Here is an 18,821-nt window from a genome sequence, read left to right as displayed (position 1 = left end):
CATGGATTACGGGGAATTTAGTAAACGATTTTCAACGATTTCGGGGATTAATATTGTTCCTTTTTTAGAAGGTACGAGAGAAATTGACTGGAAAGGGTTGGATGATAATGTCGAGTTCCTTCTCCAAAATGGAATAGAGGTTATTGTTCCAAATGGAAATACTGGTGAATTTTATGCACTGACCATAGAGGAGGCAAAGCAGGTAGCAACTAGAGTAACAGAATTAGTAAACGGTCGAGCAACGGTTGTGGCGGGTATTGGTTATTCTGTAGATACCGCTATAGAATTAGGGAAATCTGCAATCGATTCGGGAGCAGATTGTGTGATGATTCATCAACCAGTTCATCCCTATATTACCGATGCTGGGGCGGTAGAATACTATAGAAATATTATTGAGGCATTAGATGCTCCATCGATCATTTACTTTAAAGATGCTCACTTGAGTGATGATGTGATTAAAGAATTAGCACCTTTAGATAAATTGGTTGGAATCAAATATGCAATTAACGATATTCAACGTGTAACCCAAGTAATTCGTGCTGTACCGAAATCTAGTAATGTTGCATTTATTTGTGGGACAGCGGAGAAATGGGCACCATTTTTCTATCATGCTGGGGCAGTAGGTTTTACTTCAGGATTGGTCAATGTTTTTCCACAGAAATCCTTTGCGTTACTGGAAGCATTAGAAGAAGGCAATCAAGAAAAGATATGGGACGTTTGGGAAGATGTTGTTCCATTTGAAGATCTAAGAGCCAAACATAATAATGGCAATAACGTTGTAATAATTAAAGAGGCCATGGAACAATTAGGTTTAAGAGCTGGAGTTACTAGGGAACCGGTAAATCCTTTATCACCAAATGATAGACTAGAGTTAGAGGAGCTATTAAAAAGCTGGAATACGCAAGAGGTGAGGTGACAGCGAATGGTATTTCGAGTATTAGTCCCGCAAAAGATTGCACAAGAAGGAATTAGATTACTAGAGGAAAACGGTGCTAGTATTGTTGTTCCACCTAGCCATGATGAAGCTACACTTGTTGAGTATGTAAGCGATGTTGATGCTATTATTGCTAGAACGGAAATATATTCCGAAAAGGTATTAGAAAATGCCAATCGTTTAAAAATTATTGCAAGGCATGGGATTGGTGTGGATAATATTGATGTAAAGGCTGCTACAAAATACGGTATCAAAGTTACGAATACACCGTCAGCAAATATAAATGCAGTGGCAGAACTTGTGTTAACATTCATGCTAGCTAGTACGCGACATTTATTGCCAATTGATGAGGCAGTACGTGCTGGGAATTTTGATATCCGCAATCAGCTATTTGGATATGAGTTAAATGGAAAAACGGTTGGGATTATTGGCTTCGGAAATATCGGCCGGTTAATTGCGGAAAAATGTAGGTTAGGATTAGGAATGAATATCGTAGTCTTCGATCCTTATGTGACTGCGGAAAGTGTAGAGCCATACGTAGAATTAACAGAATCATTGGAAGATTTATTGCGAATATCCGATGTAGTTACTTTACATGTACCATATGTTCGCGCTACGCATCACCTTATCCATAAAGATTCATTCCAGATTATGAAAAAAGATGCGATATTAATTAATGCAGCTCGTGGTGGTGTCGTAGATGAAAAAGCGCTGGTGGAGGCACTAATGAACGGAGAAATCAGAGGAGCATGCGTGGATGTTTTTGAAGAGGAGCCGCCAAAGCAAGAGAATCCTTTATTTAAATTAGAGAATGTGATTGTTACTCCGCACTTAGGAGCGCAGACGTATGAAGCATTTAAAAAAATGGCAATAGATGCTGCAAATGAAATCATATCAGTAAAAAATGGCAATGCTCCAGAACACTTAATTCATCCGGTGACAACATAATTTTAATAGGAGAGGTGACAAATGATGAAAATTACGGATTTGGAATTACATGCAGTCGGTATTCCTCGTCATACAGGATTTGTGAATAAACATGTTATTGTTAAAATTCATACTGACGAAGGTTTAACAGGGATCGGTGAAATGTCTGATTTCTCCCACTTACCCCTTTATTCGGTGGATCTTCATGATTTAAAACAAGGACTTTTGTCCATTCTATTAGGTCAGAATCCATTTGATTTGATGAAAATTAATAAGGAATTAACCGATAATTTCCCAGAAACGATGTACTATTATGAAAAAGGAAGTTTTATAAGAAACGGGATAGATAATGCATTACATGATTTATGCGCAAAGTATTTAGATATTTCTGTATCGGATTTTCTAGGAGGTAGAGTCAAAGAAAAAATAAAAGTCTGCTATCCGATTTTTAGACATCGATTCTCGGAGGAAGTAGAAAGCAATCTTGATGTGGTCCGTCAAAAATTGGAACAGGGTTTTGATGTTTTTCGATTATACGTAGGGAAAAACCTTGATGCGGATGAGGAGTTTTTATCTAGGGTGAAAGAAGAATTTGGCTCTAGGGTACGTATCAAATCCTATGATTTTAGTCATCTACTAAACTGGAAAGATGCTCACCGGGCAATCAAGCGTCTAACCAAATATGATTTGGGATTAGAAATGATAGAAAGTCCAGCACCGAGGAATGACTTTGATGGTTTGTATCAACTAAGACTAAAGACAGACTATCCAATCAGTGAACATGTGTGGAGTTTTAAACAGCAACAAGAAATGATAAAAAAAGATGCGATCGACATCTTTAATATCTCCCCGGTATTTATTGGCGGGCTCACATCTGCTAAAAAAGCAGCCTATGCAGCGGAAGTAGCAAGTAAAGATGTGGTTCTGGGAACGACCCAAGAATTATCTGTTGGGACGGCAGCCATGGCTCATCTAGGATGCTCTTTAACAAATATAAACCACACTTCTGATCCTACTGGTCCAGAGCTTTATGTGGGGGATGTGGTCAAAAATAGAGTTACCTATAAAGATGGGTATCTGTATGCTCCAGACCGGAGTGTAAAGGGACTTGGTATTGAACTTGATGAATCATTATTAGCAAAATATCAAGTACCTGATTTGAGTTGGGATAATGTGACAGTGCATCAACTTCAAGACCGTACAGCTGATACAAAATCTTAAAACTGTATAGAGAAGGAAATCAAGCGATGGAATAATTGCTACGTAGAATAGTAGCAGTTTGTTCCATGGGATATTTTATTTTTTATTTGTCGGACAAATAAAAAATATATTTGACTGAAAATAAACAATATTATATACTATCCGTAAGAATTTAGGATAGGAGACAGGTTAGTGAGTAGAGATATTAAATTAAAGTCAATAAAAAAGAATACGCTTTCAAGCTTGGTGATGGATGAGATTATCAAACTTTTGATTGATGGAAAAATTAAACCAGGTGACAAGTTACCATCTGAATATGAATTGATGGAAATGCTTTATGTGAGTAGGGCAGTTCTTAGAGAGGCGTTAAGTGCTCTGGAAACCTTAGGAATACTCAAAAGGAAATCGAGAGAAGGCACATATATTTCAGATAAAATTGGTACACGACCATTCCGTCTTATGTTAGCGTTATCATCCGATGATATAGAAACGATTATCGAAACGCGAATGACGCAGGAACTTGGATTTGTAACACTCGCGGCGGAAAAAATAACAGAGGAAGAGTTACAGCGACTGGAGACAACCATCTATAACATGAGTAATAATATTGGCAATTATGATGAGATGGATAAAGAATTTCATACTATCATTACGTCCTCTGTAATGAACAATGTAACTTCTGGAATTATTGAGCCATTAATGGATTTTTTCTACAAAATGTATTACACCATTTCCAAAGAACATCGAAATATAGATATTACGATTCAACAGCACCAAGCAATCTTTGACGCACTGAAAGATAGAGATCCATTCGAAGCGCATCGTGCCATGTATATCCATCTGGATCATGTACGAAAGCGTGTGAAATTAGGAAAAACAAATAATGAAGAAAATTAGAGGAGGATTTTTATGAATAGAAAAGCGCCAACTGGAATACTAGGATTCCCTGTGACGCCGTTTGATAACCAAGGGAATATAGATGAATTAGCATTATCTCAGAATATCAAGTACTTACTTGACTCAGGATTAGAGGCAATTTTTGTAGCATGTGGTGCTGGAGAATACCATTCACTGGAAAATGGGGAATATGAGTCTATTATCGAAATTGCTACATCGACAGTGAAAGGACAGGTGCCTGTATACACTGGTGTCGGAGGTAATCTCAGTGATGCAGTACACAAAGCTAAACTCTCTGAAAAACATGGTGTAGATGGATATTTAATTATGCCAGCTTACCTTATTAATGGAGAGCAAGAAGGTATTTATCAATATGTACATTCCATTGCTACATCTACGGATTTAAATGCTATTGTCTACCAAAGAGATAATGTCGTCATGAATCTAGACACTATAGAAAAATTAGTAGAAATACCACAAATAGTAGGTTTTAAAGATGGACATGGAAGTATGGAACATATTATTGAATTCACACAAAGTATCGGTAACAAAATCGGTTGGTTAAACGGAATGCCAATGGCGGAAGTGACAATGCCAGCTTATATTCCATTAGGATTTGATTCTTATTCATCCGCTATTTCCAACTATATCCCTCATATTTCAAGAAAATTTTACGATGCATTACTGGAAGGGGATGAAACAACGGTTAATGAAATTTACCAAGAAGTCATTCTCCCTATTAACCGAATTCGCAGACAAGGGAAAGGATATGCGATTTCTTTGATTAAGGCAGGCATGGAAATTGTTGGTTTACCTATAAACAGTAATAATGTGCGTCCACCTGTAACACCTGTAAAGAAAGAGCATTATGAACAACTGGAGGAAATCCTAAAGAAAGCATTAATTAAATACCCTTCTAATCTAACGAAAAGCCTTTAATAAATTCAATATAGAAAGGAAGATGGATATGTTAAAAACAGATAAACAGTCATACTTGAATTTCATAAATGGGAGATGGAAGTCTTCTGAAGGTGGAGAAACGAAGGAAGTTCTAAATCCTGCAGATAAAAATGATGTTGTAGGAGTTATTCAACGGTCGACTATCGATGATGTAAATGAGGCTATTGCATCTGCAAAGTCAGCAAAAGAAAGTTGGAGGAAACTATCTGGAAATGAAAGAGGAAACTATCTTTATAAGGTTGCTAATATTTTAGAAAGTCGTCTGGACGATGTAGCAGAAACCTTAACCAGAGAAATGGGAAAAACATTACCGGAAGCTAAAGGTGAAACGGCTAGAGGCGTAGCTATCCTTCGTTACTATGCAGGAGAAGGATTAAGAGAAGTCGGGGATGTCATTCCTTCTACAGATAGTAGTGGGATTATGTATACGACACGAACTCCTTTAGGTGTAGTTGGAGTAATTACACCATGGAATTTCCCAGTTGCTATTCCAATTTGGAAAATGGCTCCTGCTCTCATTTATGGAAATACAGTGGTAATCAAGCCAGCAACAGAGGCAGCAGCTACGGCAGCTAAAGTCATGGAATGTTTTGCTGATGCAGAGCTTCCTGATGGAGTTGTCAATATGGTGACTGGTTCAGGATCGATTGTTGGAAATAGAATTGCAGAGCATCCGGATGTAAACGGAGTTACCTTTACTGGCTCAGACCAAACTGGAAAACATATTGGACAGACTGCTTTAGCTAGAGGAGCAAAATATCAGCTTGAAATGGGTGGAAAGAACCCAGTTATTGTGGCAGACGATGCCGATCTAGATTTAGCTGTTAAGGCTACTATCAGTGGTGGTTTAAGTTCCACTGGTCAAAAGTGTACGGCAACAAGTCGTGTAATCGTTCAACGTTCGGTATATGATGCCTTTAAAGAAAAATTACTAACGCAAATACAAGCTTTAACGGTTGGTAATGGTTTAGAAGATGGAAATTGGATGGGGCCAAGTGTAAGCGAATCACAACTGGAAACAGTACTTCACTATATTAAAAAAGGAAAAGAAGAAGGGGCTACTTTATTAACTGGTGGGCATCGTCTAACAGATGCTGAGCACAAGGATGGTAACTTTGTTGAACCAACTGTGTTTGAAGATGTTACGAATGATATGACAATAGCTCAAGAAGAAATCTTCGGCCCAGTGCTTGCTCTCATTAAAGTAGAAACATTTGAAGAAGCGATGAAATTAGCTAATGATACAGAATATGGTTTAAGTGCTGCTGTTTTCACGGAAAATATTAGAAAAATGTTAACATTTATCGATGACATTGAGGTAGGCTTAGTCAGAGTGAATGCAGAAACAGCGGGTGTAGAATTACAAGCACCATTCGGCGGAATGAAAAGCTCTAGTTCTCACTCAAGAGAACAAGGTAAAGCAGCGATAGAATTTTTCACTTCGATTAAGACAGTATTTATTAAGTAGTCATTAGGGAGCTCTGATGTAAGAAAGTGGTTGACTCAGGATGACGAAAGTTGACTGATAATTGGGTGAAGTGTACGTAATATAAGTACAGTGGGAGGATGTTTTGGTGAGCTTCTGATGCGAGTGGATCCGGAAGCTTACCGACTATTCTCAGCACACTTCGAATTACCTATTGCACATCTAAGCTCCGTTATCTTAAGAATCATTGAAGGGATGAGATACAATTGCATGAAAATAAGCTAGTGGACCTGTACTCTGCTTTATTCTTAATCGTACTATCCATCGTATTATATACTTCCACATTGTCATTTAAGCAAATATCTGCGTCGAAGATTGGGTCAGATTTTTTACCTCAAGTGGTTGCTATAGCATTGTTTATTCTTAGTGGCATTTTCTTTGTAAGCGCTTTAACTAAATGGAGAAAAGAGAAGAAATTAAAAGAAGAAATGACAGGTGAACAAAAGAAAGTGAAGGAGAAACTCGATTATACACTAGTTCTTATCTCACTAGTATTAATAGCGGTTTATCTGATCCTTATTCCGTTTTTAGGATTTCTACTTTCAACTGCCGGGTATCTATTTATTCAAATTTATTTAATCTCAACTCCTGAAAAGAGAAGTCCTATAAAGTTTGCTATTGTATCTATTGTTGTGTCTGTATCTGTTTATTGGGTATTTAAGAATGTATTCTTTCTTATGCTGCCAGCAGGAATTTTGGGATAGGAGGTGCTTGTATGTTTCAAACAATCGTAGAAGGCTTTTCACTTATGTTTTCGATTGAATCAATAGTAATTATCATGGCTGGAGTTATCTTAGGACTTATCTTCGGTTCTATTCCTGGATTAACCGCAACTATGGCAGTTGCTATTTGTTTACCAATTTCATTTGGGATGGGACCAAGTAATGGCATGGCGTTATTAATGGGGTTATACATAGGAGGGGTTTCTGGGGGAATGATCCCTGCCATTTTGTTGAAACTTCCAGGAACACCTTCTTCTATATCCACAACTTTTGATGGTTATCCGATGGCACAAAAAGGGTTAGCTGGTAGAGCATTTGGGCTTTCTATCATGTTTTCGTTTCTTGGTGGTTTATTGAGTATCATTATTCTAGTTTTAGTATCGCCGCCATTAGCAAAATTTGCACTTAACTTTGGGCCATTTGAATACTTTGCGATAACAATTTTTGCTTTAACTCTAATTTCTAGTTTGTCAGAAGGATCCCTAGTAAAAGGGCTAATTAGTGCTTTACTAGGTCTTACATTTGCTTTTGTCGGAGCGGCACCAATTGATTCTTTTCCGAGATATACTTTCGGATTAGACGCGCTGGATGCAGGATTTAATTTACTTCCGGTATTAATTGGACTTTTTGCCATTTCAGAAATGCTTAAAGTGATTGAGGAACGAAAGAAAAATAAAATAAATCAAGATAAGATTCAAAATTACAAGATTAAAGGGTTAGGATTTTCTCCAATTACCTTTATAAAACAAGCCTGGAATTTCATACGTTCTGCATTTATTGGTGTAGGGATCGGTATTTTACCAGGCATCGGTGGAGGAACTGCAAATATCATCGCCTATGTTACCGCCAAAAGACAATCTAAAAACCCAGATGAATATGGGAAAGGTATAGATGATGGTGTGGTTGCTTCAGAAACTGCAAATAATGCTGCGGTTGGTGGTGCGCTTGTTCCATTAATTTCACTTGGAATCCCGGGCGATACAGTTACTGCGATGTTACTTGGCGGACTTGTGATACATGGATTGCAACCAGGACCACTACTTTTTGAACAAAATGGCCCGATTGTATATGGGATTTTTGCAGCATTAATTATAGCAAATATTTTTATGTTGATTTTCTTATATGCAGGTATGAGAGGGTTTGTTCGATTATTGAGTATACCAAGGCATTATCTGTATCCTGTTATCATTGCACTTTGTGTAGTAGGAGCTTTTGGTGTAAATAATCGTCTATTTGATGCTTATGCGCTTTTATTCTTCGGAATTATTGGCTACATCATGATAAAAGCAAAATTTCCACTCACTCCTCTTATCTTAGGTTTTATTTTAGGACCTATTTTGGAGGTCAATCTTAGAAGGGGATTACAACTAACCGGAGGTGACTTTATACCATTCTTAACTTCACCGATAGCTGCAACATTTCTAATTATTGCAGTATTGTCTGTTGTCTTTAGTGCTTTCAAAACGTACAAATCGAAAAAAGAGGAAGAAGATTCAAACAGTCTGGCGAGTTAAATTGTAAAAAGAATGAGGAGGAGAATTTTTTATGAAGAATAATATCAGAAAATTGATAATGATGGGATTTTTGTTACTTGTTATTTTGGTAATGGCGGCCTGTAATTCCAATAATGAAAATGGTGAAGCTGGAGCAGACAGTAGTTCTGGAGACTACCCAAATAAGCCAATTCAGGTGGTAGTGCCAGCCGGAGCAGGTGGAGATACAGATAGAAACACACGCATTACAGCTGAATATTTAAGTGAAGAATTAGGAACCGACGTGGTTGTCTCCAATGTTAATGGGGCAGGTGGTACGGTAGGAACAAAACAAGTGCTGGATGCAAATTCAGATGGATATACGGTTTTAGCTTTTCATAACTCTTTGATAATTAATAGCTTGTTAGAATTAGCTGATTTTAGTTATGAGGATTATCAATTAGCGGGTGCTTCTATTCAAGATTTAGGTAATGCGTTCATTGTACATGCTGAGTCAGAATACACAGATTTAGAGTCACTTATCGAAGCAGCTAAGGAGAATCCTGGTGAGATCTCCATCGCAACAGAAACAGGTGCCTTTACACATCTGCAATTACTTGCTTTCCAAGAGGCTACTGGTACACAGTTTAATATTGTAGATGTTGGGGGAGCAGCGGAAAAGGTAAAAGCGTTGCTCGGGAAACAAATTGATATAGTTCCTACACAGTTAGGATTAGTACAGGAATACATTAAATCAGGGGACTTTAAAGCATTAGGTATTATGGCAGATGAGCGATTAGAAGGTGCTCCAGATGTTCCTACATTTAAAGAAGAAGGCGTTGATATTTCATTTGATAAATTCTTCTTCTGGGCATTCCCTAAAGACACACCTGAAGAGGTTGTAGAAAAATTTTCAAGTGCATTGGAAAATGTATCGAATAATCCTGATTTTAAAGCTGAACTAGATCCACATCTTGTAAATTCTGATTATATGTCACCAAAGGATTTACAAGCGCATTTTGAATCATTGACAGAAGAATATAAAGCTCTACATGAAAATAGTAACAATTAATTATTTAGCGGGACTGTCATGTTCGCAGACGGTCCTCTTGTTTTTTAGTCGGAGAGATGTATTTACAAGGATATATAAAATAGATAAATAAATGGAGGAGGTAGGCGTATGGGGCAGCAAACGATTGATGAAAACAAAAATATAACAGTACACACTCCAATCATTCAAGAGATGCGTGTTATACCTGTAGCTGGAAAAGATAGCATGCTACTTAATTTAAGCGGTGCACATAGTGCTTTTTTTACAAGAAATATTGTAATTCTCAAAGATAGTGCCGGAAATATTGGCGTAGGTGAGGTGCCAGGTGGAGAACCGATAAGACAAACTTTAGAGGATACGAAAAGTCTAGTTCTACAAAGAAAAATAGGAGAATATAAAGACATATTAAATGAAATAAGAATAAAGTTCGGAAATCGCGACCAAGGTGGAAGAGGTAATCAAACATTTGATTTACGAACGACTATTCATGCAGTTACTGCACTGGAAAGTTCCCTGCTTGATTTACTTGGAAAGTTCCTAGAGGTTCCTGTTGCTTCATTGTTAGGGGAAGGTAGACAGCGCGAAGAAGTAGAAATGTTAGGTTATCTATTCTATGTCGGTGACCGTAATCAAACAGATTTACCTTATGAAAGTGATGAAAATGCCCAGGATGAATGGTTCCGATTACGTCATGAAGAGGCATTAACTCCGGAGTCGATCGTGCGATTAGCAGAAGCTGCACATAAAAGATATGGTTTTAAGGATTTTAAACTTAAAGGAGGTGTGCTTCGAGGCGAAGAAGAAATGGAAGCTATTATTGCATTAAAAGAAAAGTTTCCTAACGCCAGAATCACACTTGATCCAAACGGAGGTTGGCTGCTTGAAGATGCCATTCGCCTCTGCAAAGATAAACACGATATTTTGGCATATGCTGAGGACCCATGCGGTTCAGAGGGAAGCTATTCTGCACGGGAAGTGATGGCAGAGTTTCGTAAAGCTACTGGACTGGCGACTGCAACCAATATGATTGCGACCGATTGGCGACAAATGGGGCATGCTATTCAACTAAATGCCGTAGATATTCCTTTAGCAGATCCACATTTCTGGACGATGCAAGGATCTGTGCGTGTCGCACAATTATGCCATGAGTGGGGCTTAACTTGGGGTTCACATTCCAATAATCATTTTGATATCTCACTTGCCATGTTTACACATGTAGCTGCAGCAGCACCCGGTAATATCACAGCAATTGATACACATTGGATATGGCAAGATGGCCAAGGTCTAACCAAAAATCCATTCCAAATTAAAGATGGCAAAGTAAAAGTACCTAAAACACCAGGATTAGGAATAGAACTTGATATGGAAAAGGTAGAAAAAGCTCACCAATTATATGTTAATAATAATTTGGGTGTAAGAGATGATGCGAAAGCTATGCAATATTTAATTAAGGGATGGAAGTTTGATAGTAAAAAACCAGCATTCGTTCGATAAAAACGAGGAAGTGAATTCTTCTTCGTTTTTTTTGTGGTTTAGGAAGTCTGGGTTTACCAACAAAATTTAAAAAATAAAAAGTGTCACTAAAACAATAAGCGTTTGTTTAGTGACACTTTTAAATCGAGAAAGATGCTTGTTAAATAGCGCTGTTATTGTATTTGTTGTTCAATGAATTGGAGTATTTCATTTTGTTCTTGTTCCGTTAATGAATACTGCTCTTCCCATTCCTCCAAGTATGCTCCGGCCTTTTTTAACTCTACGACACCTTTTTTCATATAGGATTTATAGTGGTCATTTACTTTGTTAATTTCATCAGCATATTTTTCATCTGTTCCAGGAGTGACAGCTTCTTCATATAAATCAATGATGTCTTCTCCTTCCCTGGCAGGGAAGAATTCATGGGGATCAGTGCTGTCGAATAGACAAAACTTTAATTCAGGAACTAATACCATATCAAGACTGTTGGGGTCAAAACTACAATGGTAAATTTCCGTGTCATACCCAGATTCTATACATGCATTTGCTACTTTTTGCATAAATGTAGACTTTCCTGTTCCAGCCCGCCCTTTTACATAAAAAACGCGAGAAAGATTTTCCGTAATATGGGGGATTACATTGACTGGTCCATCCACGGTCGTGGTACCAAATAGACGATGAAATGCATATCCTTCTCGATTTTTCTTTGGTTGTCCTTGTAATATCTCGTGAATAAATGAATCGGTAATTTCATCCGCTCGTTCAAAATTCATTTCGTTAATATAGATTTCTTCTAGATCATCATGTATACGCAAACCTGTCTCTAAATATTGGTATGCATTTTCTCTATGGTGATTGATTTTTTCTGTTTGCTCTTTCGATTTTTCCAGATTATTTTTTGTGAATTGACTTATATCAAGTTGTACTACGTTGTTCAATTTATCCGGTATGATGGATTCATTTAAAATGGCGGTCCCTGTATTACGAATAATAATACCGTCCAAGTAACCTTCTCCTAAGGCACTTTTTAACACTTCTACTTTATCATTCGTTTCAAATTTAGTGATTAATTTTTGTAGGGTTTCTGCTTTTACCTTTTCGGAAGGATGTTTTAGACTAATGACTTGTTGTAAGCGTTCTATATTAGAAGGTAACAAGTTTAGAAATCCTTTCGCTGTATTAGCAGTTACATAGTAATAGCTTTTCAAAGAGACACTCCTTTTTGAATTAAACTTATAAGTTTTTATGCAATCCTCATTGATGTAATTCTCCGTTTGTATACTTTATGACCGATGGATAAATTGGGTGAATATAATGGATTAATCCCTTCGTTTATCTCTATTAGATATTGTACCTATAATTAACTCTGGATTTTCCAATTTAAGGTATGTTCATTTACAAAAATTAATGGTTATATTTTCGCAACTGGGACAAACTGAACGTACCATATGTCTTTGATTGTATAGACAAAATTAGTTATATTTTGCCATATATTGACATGTTTAATGTTAAGGAAATAGGGAAATGGAAGTAGTGTTGAGCAAAATCGTGAGAATAAAGATAGGGATAGGAGGCATTATCAAACAACTTTTTTTCAGATAAAGCTCTTAGAAAGTTGCAGAAGACATTTAAGTGAGTGGTTTATTAAACACAAGTATTTTACATGTTATCTGTTTATGTTATACTACAAGAGTTTTGACAAAGAAAGATAAGGAGGTCATATTATCAAATCAATTACACCTGTTTTTTGGTTATCTATGGCATTAGTAATGGTATTTATTATATGGGGAGCTTTTTTCCCTGCAAATGTTGAACATGTTTTAGGCATAGTTGATACCTATATTTCGAATACATTTGGCTGGTTTTACTTGCTAGTTACTACAGCATTTGTTTTGGTTGCCTTGTTTTTGATTTTTGGTCCTTATGGAAAAATCAAGCTAGGAAAGCCTGACGACAAACCAGATTATAGTTATTTTACATGGTTTGCGTTTTTATTCACTGCCGGTATGGGTGTTGGACTCGTATTCTACGGGGTGACGGAACCAGTAACACATTATTATTCACCTCCTTCTGCGGAACCTGAAACAATTGCAGCTGCAGAAGAATCAATGCAGTACACTTTATTCCATTGGGGACTTCATCCATGGGCTACATACGCTGTGCTGGCATTGGCATTAGCTTACTTTAAATTCCGCCATCGCGCACCTGCTTTGATTAGTTCCACTTTCGCACCACTTTTTGGCGACCGTGTTAAAGGTCCATTGGGAATTGCCATCGATACACTAGCTGTTTTTGCTACTGTATTCGGTATTGCAACATCTCTCGGACTTGGCGCAACACAAATTACAGCTGGTTTGAGCTTTACCTTTGATGGAATCGAAAATACGTTGACAACCAATTTAATCGTGATATTGATTGTCACTGTACTATTCATTCTTTCTGCTACCACTGGAATAAATAAAGGTATACGATATCTGAGCTGGGCAAATGTTGTTCTTGCTATCGCATTAATGTTATTTGTGTTTGTTTTAGGATCCTCAGTACAAATGATTGAGTCCTTTACAACAACTATTGGTAACTATATTCAAAATTTACCATCAATGACGTTAAACATGAATGCATTTACCGGAGAAAGAGAGTTTCTTAATGCATGGACACTCTTTTACTGGGCATGGTGGATTGGATGGTCTCCATTTGTAGGAACCTTTATCGCGAGGGTTTCTAGAGGAAGAACCATTCGTGAATTTGTTATTGGGGTAACTGCTGTTCCTGTAGTATTTAGTGCCTTATGGTTCTCGATTTTCGGAGTTGCAGGGTTAGAAATGGATGCAGCTCAAGGCGGTATTATCCATCAATTAATGAATGAGTTAGGAAATGAAGTAGCATTATTTGCATTCCTTGAGTCACAGCCTATGGCAGCTGTAGTGATCGGTGTCGCAGTACTCTTAATTGCTTCGTTCTTTATTACTTCTGCGGATTCCGGTACATTCGTATTAAGTATGCTGACAACAGGAGGAAAATTAAACCCAGGCATAGGAATCAAAGCTGTTTGGGGTATAATACTTGCTTCTATTGCTGCTGTTCTATTGTGGTCTGGTGGGCTTACAGCTCTCCAAATGGCGATGCTGATATCGGCATTCCCATTTGCAATCTTAATGGTCCTCATGTGTGTCTCACTAATCAAGGCATTGAGAAGTGAGCATGGCATAATAACAATAGAGAAAAGACAACGTCAACATGATCCTCAGTTTAGAGAAAAACAACAAAAAGAACTCAAAAAGATGCGGGAAGGATTTAAGGAAACACTTCCTGACGCTACGGAAGATAGAGATCTATAATATGAAAAACGGTCCAGGTAGGAGAATGCTTCAACCTGGACCGTTTTTTTGAAAAAGTGATTATGCGCTGTAGTTCTACATTAATATAGGTTTAGCTTTCAAGTTCTATCTAATCAAGTGTTTTGTCATTAAATTGCAATTGCTGGAAGTACTATTGATATTTTTTACGTTTATCTCATTTGTTTATGTAGGTCAAATCGTTTAGTTCATTACGCTTAATTATGGAAAATCCTTACAATTATTTATCATGCAATTCACGTTCCCTTAATAGTTATTCAATATAATGAAAATTAAATAAAGGAAAAGGGAGCGATTGAATGTCTAGTAAACTTATTTTTACATTATTAGTAGCATTAATATTTTTGTCGGTGTTTACTTCACCAGCTTTTGCATCTAATGCAGAAACAAAAGGGAATCCACATCATAAAAAAGTGGTAAATGTTGCACACAGAGGCGCATCTGGTCATGCTCCAGAAAATACGATTGCAGCATTTGATAAAGCATTTCAAATGAAGTCGGATTTTATTGAAATTGATGTACAAATGACCGCTGATGGTAAGTTAATCGCTATCCATGATACGACAGTAAACAGAACGACAGATGGTACTGGAAGTGTTAGTGATTACACATTAGAAGAGATCCAACAACTGGATGCTGGAAGTTGGTTTGGAGAAGAATTTGCAGGAGAGCAAATTCCTACATTTGAAGAAATTCTTGATAAGTACCGTGGAAAGATTGGTATTTTAATAGAATTAAAGTCCCCTGAACTATATCCAGGTATGGAGCAAAAAGTTGCCGAAGCATTAAAAGAACGTAATATGGATAAACCTAGAAACGGAAAAATTATTGTTCAGTCGTTCAACCATGAATCCGTACAATTATCAAAAGAACTCCTTCCTAGAATTCCACACGGTGTGTTGGCAGGAATGTCATGGGCAGACGTAACGGGTGAAGAACTGGAGGAGTTTGCAACATATGCCGATTACTTTAACCCGAATATGAATATCGCCAACGAAGATTTAATTGATCGTGTACATGGTAAAGATATGAAAATGTGGCCTTATACAGTAAGAACACAAGAACAGGCAGATCGTTTACTTGACTTAAAAGTAGATGGGATCATTACAGATTTCCCTGAATATGTACATAGACACCCGGGGAAGAATTAAGAGAATAAAGTAGTAGGGATAATTCATTTAAGAGGAGCTAGCATGTTGCTAGTTCCTCTTAAATTTTGGGGATAATCAGTATAGACTGAAGAGAACGGTTCTATTGACGAAAAAAGCTTGAGAAACCGGAGAAAGTGGGTAATAGAGCGGTTCTATTACCCAAAAAAGCAAGAAAAACCAGAAAAATTGGTCAATAGAGCGGTTCTATTACCCAAAAGAGCAAGAGAAACCAGAAAAAGTAGTCAATAGAGCGGTTCTAAAACCCAAAAAAACAAGAGAAATCAGAAAAATTGGTCAATAGAGCGGTTCTAAAACCCAAAAAAGCAAGAGAAATCCGGAAAATTGGTCAATAGACTGGCTCTAAAACCCAAACTGGTAGATATAATCAAGTAGTTTGGGTTTTAGTCTACATAGTCATTTACATACTTGTTCTACGATCGACGGCCTCGATTAACAGTTCCACAATGTGTACAGCACGCACTTTATTAGACAAGCCTTCTCGTTCGATGCCTAATTTCATTTGCAGGAGGCAACCAGGGTTGGTGGTTACAATGGTTGTTGCAGCAGTGTCTTTCACTTGCTTCATTTTGTAATCCAAATGTTTCATGGATAGTTCGGAATGGACGATGTTATATATTCCCGCTGAGCCGCAACATCTTGCTGCATCGTTCATCTCTTCGTAATGGAAGCCATCGATCGACTCCAGTAATAGTCGAGGCTCTTCAAATGTCTTTTGAACATTACGTAAATGGCACGAATCTTGGTAAGTAACAACCTGTTCCGGCATTTGTAGTGGCATCATATGGAAATCTAGGTCGATAAGAATTGCCGTAATATCTTTAATTTTTGAGGAAAAGTGTGATGCTCTCTCTGACCACTCTGGATCATCGTGCAGCAGATGACCATAATCATGGAGAAATGCACCACAGCCACCAGCGTTTGTAATGATATAATCTGCACCGATTTGTTCAAAGGCAGCAATGTTTTTTTTGGCTAGTTCTTTCGCTTTTTCTTTTTCTCCAGAGTGACCGTGCAAGGCACCGCAACAATTTTGAGTGTCAGGGACGGCGATGTCACAGCCGACTTTTTGCAAGAGTTCAATGGTTGCTTTATTCACTTCACGAAACATGGTATCCATCAAACAGCCTTTGAAAAATGCAACGGTCGCTTTTGGTTGGCTTTTATGTACATAGTAGGAAGATTGAGAACGCATTTCTTTCCGTGTTGGTGTGGTCGGTAATACTTTTTCCATAGTCGCCAATGTATCTGGAAATAGCTTCATGAAACCAATATTTCTAGCAACCTTTTGCAGTCCAGAGCGCTGATAGAAGGTGAGAAGAGAGGTCATGTTTTCCATTCTATTTGGATGTGGAAATAATCCCTCAAAGACAGTCTTTCTAATCACTCTTTCTGGAAGGGAATGTTGCTTATTCTGATTGAAAATATCTCTTGCTTCCTCTAGCAGCTGTCCATAGTTCACTCCAGCAGGACAGGCAGGTTCACAGGCTCTACATCCAAGGCATTCATTTAATGTTTGTTCAATATCTTCATCTGGTTCGATTTCGCCATCAACAATGCCTTTCATTAATGCAATCCGTCCCCTGGGAGATTGCGTTTCGTCATAACCTGATTGAATATAGGTCGGACAAACAGGCAGACAAAATCCACAGCGCATACAATTTTCCAATTCATCTCTGTCCATCCGATTCTGAAAGTCTTCTTGAATCCTTTCTTTTACTAAAGTATCCACGTTTTACTCTCCTTTCTCATCGTCTTCAAAAAACATTTTTCCAGGGTTCATAATATTGTTAGGGTCAAAGCTTTGTTTGATGTTCTTTAAAGCACGAACTCCTTCTTCTCCTAATTTAAGTTTTAAAAAAGGTGCTTTCATTGCACCGACACCATGTTCGCCAGTTATTGTTCCACCGAGTTCTACTGCTTTTTCAAATATCTCAGCAAAAGCTTGTTCAACACGATGATATTCTTCTTTATCTCGGACATCAGTTGGAACGGTAGGGTGAAGATTCCCATCACCGGCGTGACCAAATGTACATATTTTTACATTATATTTTTCAGCGATTCTATTAATCTCTTTTACCATTGGAGCAACTTGTGATCTTGGTACGGTGGCATCTTCTAAAAAGGTGGTTGGTCGCAAGCGAGCAATCGTAGACAGTGCTGACCTACGTGCAGTCGTGAGCGCTGTTGCTTCCTGTTCGTTTTTAGCAACACTTACAGTTACTGCATGTAATTCCTTACATATTTCTGCGATTTTATCTATATCTTTATTTACGACTGATTCTGGACCATCTTGCTCGATTAATAAAATAGCTTTTGCATCTGTTGGTAAACCAATTTGATTATATTCTTCCACGACTTCCACGGTCGGTTGATCTAAAAATTCTAAGGTTGCTGGGATGATTCGATTTTCGATGATTGCGGATACCGTTTTTGCTGCGTCGTCAATGTCTTCATAGGTAGCAAGCATTGTTTTTTTATATTCTGGCATCGGTACTAATTTCAGAATAGCTTCGGTAATAATTCCAAGCGTACCTTCTGAGCCGACAAATAATCGAGTTAAATCATATCCAGCTACATCTTTGGCTAGCTTTCCGCCTGTTTTAATAATGTCGCCATTTGGCAAAACAATCGTTAAACCAAGAACGTAATCTCTCGTTACACCGTATTTAAGTCCACGCAACCCACCAGAATTTTCATTAATATTTCCACCGATCGTAGAGATATTCATAGAACTCGGGTCAGGTGGATAGAGTAAGCCTTTTGCTTCTACTTTTTCAATTAATGATTTCGTAACTACCCCTGGTTGTACAGTAACAGTCAGGTTTTGATCATCAATTTCTAGAATGTTATTCAGAAGTTTAAAAAGTAAGACAACCCCACCTTTGAGCGGCGTGGTTCCAGCACTTAGATTCGTACCTGAACCTCGAGGAGTCAGTGGAATCTTGTGGTCATTACAAATTTTTACGATTTCAGCAATTTCTTCTGTGTTATGAGGTGCGATAACGATATCTGGTGTTTTTCGAAATCCTGGAGTAGCATCATAGCTATAAGAATGAAGAGACATACTAGAAGTTTCTACATTTTTTTCTCCGACAATGTTTTTAAAACGCTCAATAATTGATTTATCTAACATAATTAGTAACCTCCTGCGGGCTTTAATTATTTATACAA

At 37.6% G+C, this 18,821-nt stretch carries 15 protein-coding genes; 12 read left to right on the top strand and 3 right to left on the bottom strand.

Annotated features, from left to right (window positions below):
• Position 1: 1 nt before the first annotated feature.
• The 10 genes from OB_RS14535 to gudD all read left to right on the top strand — a co-directional run bounded on the left by OB_RS14535 (position 2) and on the right by gudD (position 11,143).
• The gene (locus tag OB_RS14535) at positions 2–916 is read left to right on the top strand and encodes a dihydrodipicolinate synthase family protein (protein WP_011067242.1); all 915 of its coding nucleotides are present in this window, start codon (positions 2–4) and stop codon (positions 914–916) included.
• 6 nt (positions 917–922) lie between these two features.
• Complete coding sequence (locus OB_RS14530) at positions 923–1,882, top strand: hydroxyacid dehydrogenase (protein WP_011067241.1); 960 nt, start codon at positions 923–925, stop codon at positions 1,880–1,882.
• A gap of 24 nt (positions 1,883–1,906) precedes the next feature.
• Positions 1,907–3,082 carry a galactarate dehydratase gene (locus OB_RS14525; protein WP_011067240.1) on the top strand — a complete coding sequence of 392 codons (1,176 nt, stop codon included), beginning with the start codon at positions 1,907–1,909 and terminating at the stop codon, positions 3,080–3,082.
• Positions 3,083–3,253: 171 nt separating this feature from the next.
• The gene (locus OB_RS14520) at positions 3,254–3,958 is read left to right on the top strand and encodes a FadR/GntR family transcriptional regulator (RefSeq protein WP_011067239.1); all 705 of its coding nucleotides are present in this window, start codon (positions 3,254–3,256) and stop codon (positions 3,956–3,958) included.
• Positions 3,959–3,970: 12 nt separating this feature from the next.
• The gene (gene kdgD / locus OB_RS14515; protein ID WP_011067238.1) at positions 3,971–4,897 is read left to right on the top strand and encodes a 5-dehydro-4-deoxyglucarate dehydratase; all 927 of its coding nucleotides are present in this window, start codon (positions 3,971–3,973) and stop codon (positions 4,895–4,897) included.
• Positions 4,898–4,925: 28 nt separating this feature from the next.
• Complete coding sequence (gucD, locus tag OB_RS14510) at positions 4,926–6,386, top strand: alpha-ketoglutaric semialdehyde dehydrogenase GucD (protein ID WP_011067237.1); 1,461 nt, start codon at positions 4,926–4,928, stop codon at positions 6,384–6,386.
• A gap of 224 nt (positions 6,387–6,610) precedes the next feature.
• Positions 6,611–7,108, top strand: a complete 498-nt coding sequence (locus OB_RS14505) for a tripartite tricarboxylate transporter TctB family protein (protein ID WP_011067236.1) — start codon at positions 6,611–6,613, stop codon at positions 7,106–7,108.
• 11 nt (positions 7,109–7,119) lie between these two features.
• Entirely contained in the window at positions 7,120–8,640 is a 1,521-nt protein-coding gene (locus OB_RS14500) for a tripartite tricarboxylate transporter permease (RefSeq protein ID WP_011067235.1), read from the top strand.
• 31 nt (positions 8,641–8,671) lie between these two features.
• Positions 8,672–9,670: a tripartite tricarboxylate transporter substrate binding protein gene (locus tag OB_RS14495; RefSeq protein WP_011067234.1), complete on the top strand. Its 999-nt coding sequence runs from the start codon at positions 8,672–8,674 to the stop codon at positions 9,668–9,670.
• 108 nt (positions 9,671–9,778) lie between these two features.
• Positions 9,779–11,143 carry a glucarate dehydratase gene (gudD, locus tag OB_RS14490; RefSeq protein ID WP_011067233.1) on the top strand — a complete coding sequence of 455 codons (1,365 nt, stop codon included), beginning with the start codon at positions 9,779–9,781 and terminating at the stop codon, positions 11,141–11,143.
• 152 nt (positions 11,144–11,295) lie between these two features.
• Here the strand turns inward: gudD and OB_RS14485 are convergent, their stop codons facing one another.
• Positions 11,296–12,330 (bottom strand): PRK06851 family protein, encoded by a 1,035-nt coding sequence (locus OB_RS14485; RefSeq protein WP_011067232.1) that lies wholly within the window; start codon positions 12,328–12,330, stop codon positions 11,296–11,298.
• A 516-nt stretch (positions 12,331–12,846) separates the two neighbouring features.
• Between OB_RS14485 and OB_RS14480 the strand changes: the two genes are divergently transcribed.
• Together OB_RS14480 and OB_RS14475 are read left to right on the top strand one after the other, a co-directional pair.
• Entirely contained in the window at positions 12,847–14,460 is a 1,614-nt protein-coding gene (locus tag OB_RS14480; RefSeq protein ID WP_173338141.1) for a BCCT family transporter, read from the top strand.
• Positions 14,461–14,777: 317 nt separating this feature from the next.
• Positions 14,778–15,629, top strand: coding sequence for a glycerophosphodiester phosphodiesterase (locus tag OB_RS14475; protein ID WP_011067230.1), 852 nt, complete (start codon positions 14,778–14,780; stop codon positions 15,627–15,629).
• A gap of 418 nt (positions 15,630–16,047) precedes the next feature.
• On the opposite strand, the gene OB_RS14470 is transcribed toward OB_RS14475, so the two are convergent.
• On the bottom strand, positions 16,048–17,379 hold the full coding sequence (locus OB_RS14470) for a (Fe-S)-binding protein (protein ID WP_011067229.1): 1,332 nt from the start codon (positions 17,377–17,379) through the stop codon (positions 16,048–16,050).
• 3 nt (positions 17,380–17,382) lie between these two features.
• Positions 17,383–18,783 (bottom strand): glycolate oxidase subunit GlcD, encoded by a 1,401-nt coding sequence (gene glcD, locus OB_RS14465; protein WP_011067228.1) that lies wholly within the window; start codon positions 18,781–18,783, stop codon positions 17,383–17,385.
• Positions 18,784–18,821 lie beyond the last annotated feature (38 nt).

It is taken from the genome of Oceanobacillus iheyensis HTE831 (genome assembly GCF_000011245.1).
Lineage (GTDB): Bacteria > Bacillota > Bacilli > Bacillales > Amphibacillaceae > Oceanobacillus > Oceanobacillus iheyensis.
Note: the sequence above shows the minus strand (reverse complement) of the source record. Positions and strands in the feature narration are given on the sequence as shown.

Bases quoted from the DNA above. Each gene is read 5' to 3' on its own strand.
- OB_RS14535 (WP_011067242.1), top strand. From the start codon at position 2: ATGGATTACGGGGAATTTAGTAAACGATTTTCAACGATTTCGGGGATT.
- OB_RS14530 (WP_011067241.1), top strand. From the start codon at position 923: ATGGTATTTCGAGTATTAGTCCCGCAAAAGATTGCACAAGAAGGAATT.
- OB_RS14525 (WP_011067240.1), top strand. From the start codon at position 1,907: ATGAAAATTACGGATTTGGAATTACATGCAGTCGGTATTCCTCGTCAT.
- kdgD (WP_011067238.1), top strand. From the start codon at position 3,971: ATGAATAGAAAAGCGCCAACTGGAATACTAGGATTCCCTGTGACGCCG.
- gucD (WP_011067237.1), top strand. From the start codon at position 4,926: ATGTTAAAAACAGATAAACAGTCATACTTGAATTTCATAAATGGGAGA.
- OB_RS14500 (WP_011067235.1), top strand. From the start codon at position 7,120: ATGTTTCAAACAATCGTAGAAGGCTTTTCACTTATGTTTTCGATTGAA.
- OB_RS14495 (WP_011067234.1), top strand. From the start codon at position 8,672: ATGAAGAATAATATCAGAAAATTGATAATGATGGGATTTTTGTTACTT.
- gudD (WP_011067233.1), top strand. From the start codon at position 9,779: ATGGGGCAGCAAACGATTGATGAAAACAAAAATATAACAGTACACACT.
- OB_RS14475 (WP_011067230.1), top strand. From the start codon at position 14,778: ATGTCTAGTAAACTTATTTTTACATTATTAGTAGCATTAATATTTTTG.
- glcD (WP_011067228.1), bottom strand. From the start codon at position 18,783: ATGTTAGATAAATCAATTATTGAGCGTTTTAAAAACATTGTCGGAGAA.